Origin of the sequence: uncultured Sphingomonas sp., assembly GCF_946477935.1 — a bacterium.
Lineage (GTDB): Bacteria > Pseudomonadota > Alphaproteobacteria > Sphingomonadales > Sphingomonadaceae > Sphingomonas.
Genome location: NZ_CAMLAC010000269.1, coordinates 1 through 4,272, shown reverse-complemented (window position 1 = coordinate 4,272; position 4,272 = coordinate 1). Strand labels below are relative to the sequence as shown.

Sequence of the window (4,272 nt, the reverse complement as noted above, 5' to 3'; positions counted from 1 at the left end):
ACGGTGGCAGTCACCGCGAGCCGGTCGGTCATCTGCGGCGGCACGATGATGTCGGACAGGGTGAAGCGCGTGTAGCTGAGGCCGTGGCCGAACGGATACAGCGCCTCGTTCTTCGTTTCGCGGTAGCGCGCCTTGTATTCCTGCGATCCGGTGTCGGGGGCGGGGCGGCCGGTATTCTTGTGATTGTAGAAAAAGGGCTGCTGCCCGCTTTCACGCGGGAAGCTGGCGGACAGCTTGGCGGACGGGTTCACATCGCCGAACAGGACGTCGGCGATGGCGTTGCCGCTTTCGGATCCCAGGAACCAGGTCGCCAGGATGGCAGGCGCATCCTTGACCGCGCCGTGCAGCGCGAGCGCGCGGCCATGGCGGAGCAGGACGACGATCGGCTTGCCGGTTGCCGCCACCGCCTCGGCCAAGGCCATCTGCGCTTCGGGGATGACGATCTCGGTACGCGACTGCGCCTCGCCCGACATCAACTGCGTTTCGCCGAGCGCCAGGAGCACGATATCGGCGTCCCGGGCAGCGGCGACGGCGGCGTCGATGCCGCCGGGGATGGGCGTCTCGACCTCCGAGCCCTTGACGACGGTCGGGGCCAGCTTGCGATTGCGTAGCCCTTGCGCGACCGAGACGTTCAGCTTCGCGTCCGCCATGAACGCCCAGGTGCCCACGACATTGTCGCGGTCCTCACCGAACGGGCCGATGAGGGCGATACGGCCGGGATCGGCCTTGAGCGGCAGCAGGTCGCCCTCGTTCCTGAGCAGCACGATGGAGCGCGCCCCCGCCTCGCGCGAGAGTTTGAGCATGGCGGGTGTCGAGACCTGCGTCCGCTCCGCCTTCGCGCTGATCGAGCGATAGGGATCGTCGAGCAGTCCGATGGCTTCCTTCAACTGGAGAACCCGGCGCACCGCTTCGTCCAGGCGGGCGACCGGCACCTCGCCCTTCTCCACCAGATCGGGGAGCCAGCGATTGAACAGGTCGGATGCCATCGACATGTCCATGCCGGCCAGGAACGCCTTCTTCGCCGCATCGCGGCCGTCGGCGGCGTAGCCATGTGCGACCAGTTCCTCGTCCGCGGTATAGTCGCCCACCACCATGCCCCGGAATCCCCATTGTCCGCGCAAAAGCTCGGTCAGCAGCCAGTGATTGCCCGAGGCGGGGACGCCGTTCACGTCGTTGAACGACGACATGATCGTCGCGACCCCGGCGTCGACACACGCCTTGAACGGGGCGAGATGCACCTCGTGTAGCGTTTGCGGGGAAATCTCGGTGTAGTTGTAATCCATCCCGCCCGACACCGCGCCGTAAGCCGCGAAATGCTTGGCGCAGGCGGCCAGGCTGTCGGGTGATCGGAGCGACCGTCCCTGGAAGCCGCGGACGCGTGCCACCGCCAGTTGCGTGCCGAGATACACGTCCTCGCCGGATCCTTCCGCCACGCGGCCCCAGCGCTGGTCGCGCGCGACATCGACCATCGGCGCGAAGGTCCAGTGCATGCCGAGCGCGGTCGTCTCCACCGCGGCGGCGCGCGCGGTGCGCTCCGCCAGATCGGGATCGAACGCACAGGCCTCGGCAATGGGCAGGGGATAGGCGGTGCGCAGGCCATGGATCACGTCGCCGGCAAAGATCAGCGGGATCTTCAACCGGGTCTGCATCGCGGCGTCCTGTGCCGCCTTGGCCCCGGCAGCGCCGACGCCGTTGAACAGCATGCCGATCGCGCCCGTCCTGATCCGGGCAAGCTGCGCGGCGGCGTCGTTGCGGGCGGGAAGACCAGGGTTGAAGGGTAGCCCGATGGGGCGGATCTGGTCGGAGAAGCAGGAAAGCTGCCCCGCCTTTTCCGCGGGCGTCATCCGGCCGATCAGGGTCTCGATCCGGTCCGACCCTTGCGCCCAGGCCATGCGACCCAGTGACAGGCCGGCAATGGTGGCACCGGCCTTCAGCACCTGGCGACGGGGGAGGGTGGCGGTCATGGCGGCTCCTGCATCGGTTCGCTCACCGGGCTAGACCCCGGTGGCATGCGGGGCAAGCCGCAGGAAAGCCTTGTGGTTATTCGTTTGCCGGGTGTCACATCCGCCTGATACACCCGCCCGTGGGAGACATGGCAGGGAGATGCCGGTGGGTGATGATGGCATGTGGCGGCGGTGGCTGCTGCTGGGCGGTGCGATCGGCGTGCCCGTCACGGCTTTCGGGCAGGACGCACCGCCGCCAGCCCGGCCGTCCGACGAAATCGTCGTCACTGGCGAGCGGCAGCGCAATGCCGTCATCACCGATGCCAAGCCGGTGGGCGTGCTGGATGAAGCCGCGATCCATGCGCTGGGCGTGACGAAGATCAGCGACCTGCTGCGGGCGGTGCAGGGCCTGACCACCAGCAACAGCGGTGAGCCGCCGATCCTGCTGCTGAACAATCGGCGCATCTCAGGCTGGGAGGAGATGAGCAATCTGCCGCCCGAGGCGATCGAACGCGTCGACATATTGCCGGAGCCGGTGGCGATCCAGTTCGGTTATCCCCCGACCCGGCGGGTGATGAACATCGTTACGAAGGCCAATTTCCGGGCCGTCACCGCCGAACAGACGTTGCGCGGCGCGACGGATGGCGGTGCTCTTGGGGCGGAGGCCGATGTCGGGTCCACCGTGTTGCAGCGTGATCGCCGGTGGATCGTCGCGGTCAATGCATCGCATCGCGACGGATTGATCCAGCGCCAGCGATCCATCCGGCCCGATCCGGATCTGCTTTATGACCCCGTTGGCACGGTCGCCGGGATCGATGGCGGCTCGATCGACCCTGTGCTCGACCGACTGGCGGGGCAGCCGGTGAGGCGGGCCTTGGTGCCCTTGCGTGCAGCCGATCGTGGCACGCTTGCGGCTTATGTGCCGGGGGCGACACCACCGAGAATAGGCGATCCCCTCGCTATCCGGTCGATCACGCCCGATGTGCAGCGGGTGAAGGTCAACACCAGTTGGTCCGACGCGATCGGCAAGACCGTCACGGCGTCGGCGCAGTTCACGGTGGAGGCGGAGCGGCAATCCGGCACGACGGGCTATGCCGCGACGGCGTGGCGTGTGCCAGGCGGGGCGGGTGGCCTGCCCTTCGCCAACGACGTCCTGTTGTACCGTTACCTGAAGGAGGCGGGCCCGTTACCGGGGCGTGCACAGTCGCTTAAGCTGTCAGGCGGGACGACGGTGCAGGGGGCGCTGGGGGACTGGAACTGGAATGTGACAGGCACGATCGATCGCCTGCGCAATACCAATCTAAGCGTGCGCGGCTTCGATCCCGGCTTGGCGGAGGCGGCGATCGCCGCGGGCATCGATCCGTTCGGTGCCGAGATCGCGCGCCGGTCTGGTCCACTGCCGATCGATCGCACCCGTGCGGTCACACGCACGATCACCGGCAAGGCGGTGGCCAATGGACCGTTGCTGCGTTTGCCGGCGGGCAAGGCAATGGTCACCGCCTCGCTGGACTACGCCAACTCGTCGGGCACGACGCAGTTGCTGTCCGCCAATGCCAATCGCGTCGACCGCACGATCCGTACCGCCAGCATCGGCGCGAACGTGCCGATCGCTTCGGCACGCGAGGGGGCGCTGGAGGCGATCGGTGAGTTGTCGGCCAATGGGACGGTTGGCGTGTCGGCGGTGTCCGGCTATGGCAGCCTGCGCAATACCAGCTACGGATTGCTCTGGTCGCCCTGGTCACCGGTGCAGTTCACCGCCTCGGTCAGCGAGTCGCGCACGCCACCGCCGATCGAGCGACTGGTGACCCCGGCGATCAACCTGCCTGGATCACCGTTTTTCGACTTTGTCACCGGCACCACCGCCCTGGTCACCACGGTGCAGGGCGGCAATCCGGCGCTCGCCCCCGAACAACGCCGAGTCAATACGTTGGGCATCGACGTAAAGCCCTGGAAGCGGCGCGAAATCCGCTTCGGCGTGAATCTGACGGAAACGGTGATCGAGGATCAGAGCATGACGTTGGCGGCCACGACGCCGGCGATCCAGGCGGCGTTTCCCGACCGGTTCCGTCGTAATGCCGCCGGGCAGTTGCTGTTCGCCGACCTGCGCCCGCTCAATCTGGATCGTGGGCGGCAACGGGCATTGGCCGGCCGTATCCAGTTCCATGGCCCTCTGGGAGCGGCCCCGCCGCCCCCGCCGGAACCGGTGCCGGGCGCGCCACCGGTGCCGCCTCCGCCGCCAAAGCCTCGCCCGTTCGTTTACGGCAATCTGACGCCGACGTTGATCCTGTCGGATCGATTGAGCCTGCGTCGCGGCCTGCCCGAACTGGAC

2 protein-coding genes are annotated in these 4,272 nt (G+C 67.6%); one reads left to right on the top strand and one right to left on the bottom strand.

Annotated elements, in window-relative coordinates; all coding sequences use genetic code 11:
• Positions 1 to 1,964 (bottom strand): glycoside hydrolase family 3 N-terminal domain-containing protein (locus tag Q0U08_RS18090; RefSeq protein WP_298093065.1); only part of this gene is annotated, 1,964 nt, incomplete at its 3' end.
• A 145-nt stretch (positions 1,965 to 2,109) separates the two neighbouring features.
• Here Q0U08_RS18090 and Q0U08_RS18085 point away from each other — a divergent pair.
• On the top strand, positions 2,110 to 4,272 hold a 2,163-nt coding region (locus Q0U08_RS18085), incomplete at its 3' end, for a TonB-dependent receptor (protein WP_298093063.1).